At 47.3% G+C, this 1693-nt stretch carries 2 protein-coding genes; both read left to right on the forward strand.

Features of this window, described 5'->3' with window-relative positions; genetic code table 11:
• The coding region (gene opcA / locus NZ772_18540) for a glucose-6-phosphate dehydrogenase assembly protein OpcA (protein ID MCS6815555.1) at nucleotides 1-913 on the forward strand (913 nt) is incomplete at its 5' end.
• 556 nt (nucleotides 914-1469) lie between these two features.
• Nucleotides 1470-1693: AAA+ family ATPase (locus tag NZ772_18545; GenBank protein MCS6815556.1), on the forward strand; the 224-nt coding region annotated here is incomplete at its 3' end.

The raw sequence follows: 1693 nt of genomic DNA on the forward strand, positions 1-1693 counted from the left end.
CCTTTGCCCTATGGCTGGTGCTGATGAAGGCGTAACGGCTCAAGTTTCAGCCTATTGTCCAGTGCACAAGCAAAGTCGCAGTAGCCTTATCTGTGGTGAATACATTACTCTGCAAGGTACTTCAGAGGCACTTCAGCGTGTGTATGACTTGATAGCGTCTCTGGTTATTCCAGAACTACCTCGGTTTCTATGGTGGAAAGCACAACCCGACATTTCCCAAGATCTGTTTCGCAATTTATGCAACCTAGCAACCTGCACGATCGTTGACTCTAGTGGCTTCGCCGAACCAGAGGCTGATTTATGCAAAGTTTATGACCTCTTGGAACAGGGAATTAATGTGGCTGATTTGAACTGGCGTAGGCTAGCGGCTTGGCAGGAGTTAACTGCTGAGGCGTTTGATCCGCCTGAACGGCGCGTCGCCCTTAGGGAAGTGGATCAAGTCACGATCGACTATGAGAAGGGCAACCCTACCCAAGCACTGATGTTCTTAGGCTGGCTAGCTAGCCGTCTAAACTGGCAACCAGTTACCTACAGCAGCCAGAAAGATAGTGTTGACTATGACATTACCCATGTCAGCTTTAAGGGGCCAGACAACCGTACTATCAAAGCCGAGCTAGCAGGCATTCCCGTGGCTGATGTTGGGGATGTTGAGGGAGACCTTGTTGGTCTACGTCTCATGTCTAGCAATGAGAAAGCTGATTGCTGCACCATCCTCTGTTCAGAAACCACCGGCTGTATGCGCATGGAAGCGGGCGGTGGTGCTCAGTCCTGTAGCATTCGTCAGGTCACATCCCTGACGGATCAAGAAGCAGAGGACTTGCTGAGCCAACAACTTCAACGCTGGGGACGAGAAATGCTCTATGAAGAGAGCATGACAGTTACGGCTCAAATTCTCAAGCTAGCCAACAACTAGCCATTAGGCAATTAGCCCATAAGCAATTAGCTAGTAATGTTGCAATAGTCAACAGTGCAATAGTTAGCGTATCATCTGCCATCGTGGGTAAGGATGTTCCTAGTGTTACTGCTCTGGGTAGCTGATAATGCCAATCTAACGATGCATTGCAAATTGATAGTGATGTGCAGGCGATAGTTTAAGAGTTGGTCTTGATGAGTTGATATGGCGATACGCTAGATGCTTCTTAGGGCATTATTGTAGATGAGCCTTGTAGTCAAGGCTTGTAGCAATTCTCTAAAGGCTAGGGACATAGTGCATTAGTTCGGAGTAGGGATCTAAGTTCTTACTTAGGGGCTATCCGTAGCTGTAGCATGGAGAGGTGGCATTAATTCTTCATTGCTAACGCTCTAACTGTTCTATGCATTGCTATATCGGTCAATGTTGCTATGTCTGAGCAGGTTTGACTGTTATGGAATGATAGTTTTGCTGTGATAGTCAAGGGCTGATATGTACACTCATCTCCTACTAATTGTTGCTAACTGGTTACGTCTACAGGTAGTGATTCTAGTCAGCCATGGATTCTGATGTCTCTCCCCAAATTTTGCAACAACAAGCTGCTTCGCTATTACTGTATCAGGCTGTGTTGCAAGACTCGCCAGGGCAAGCGTTTCTCGCCCTCTTACAAGCATTGCAGCGGGAGCGGGCAGCAGAATGTCTCTATGCCTATGGAATTTGGTTTCGATCGCTCGCAGAACGTAATCAATCCTGGCAAAACTACATCGTTAGTCAAATCTTACG

Source organism: Cyanobacteriota bacterium (assembly GCA_025054735.1).
GTDB lineage: Bacteria > Cyanobacteriota > Cyanobacteriia > SKYG9 > SKYG9 > SKYG9.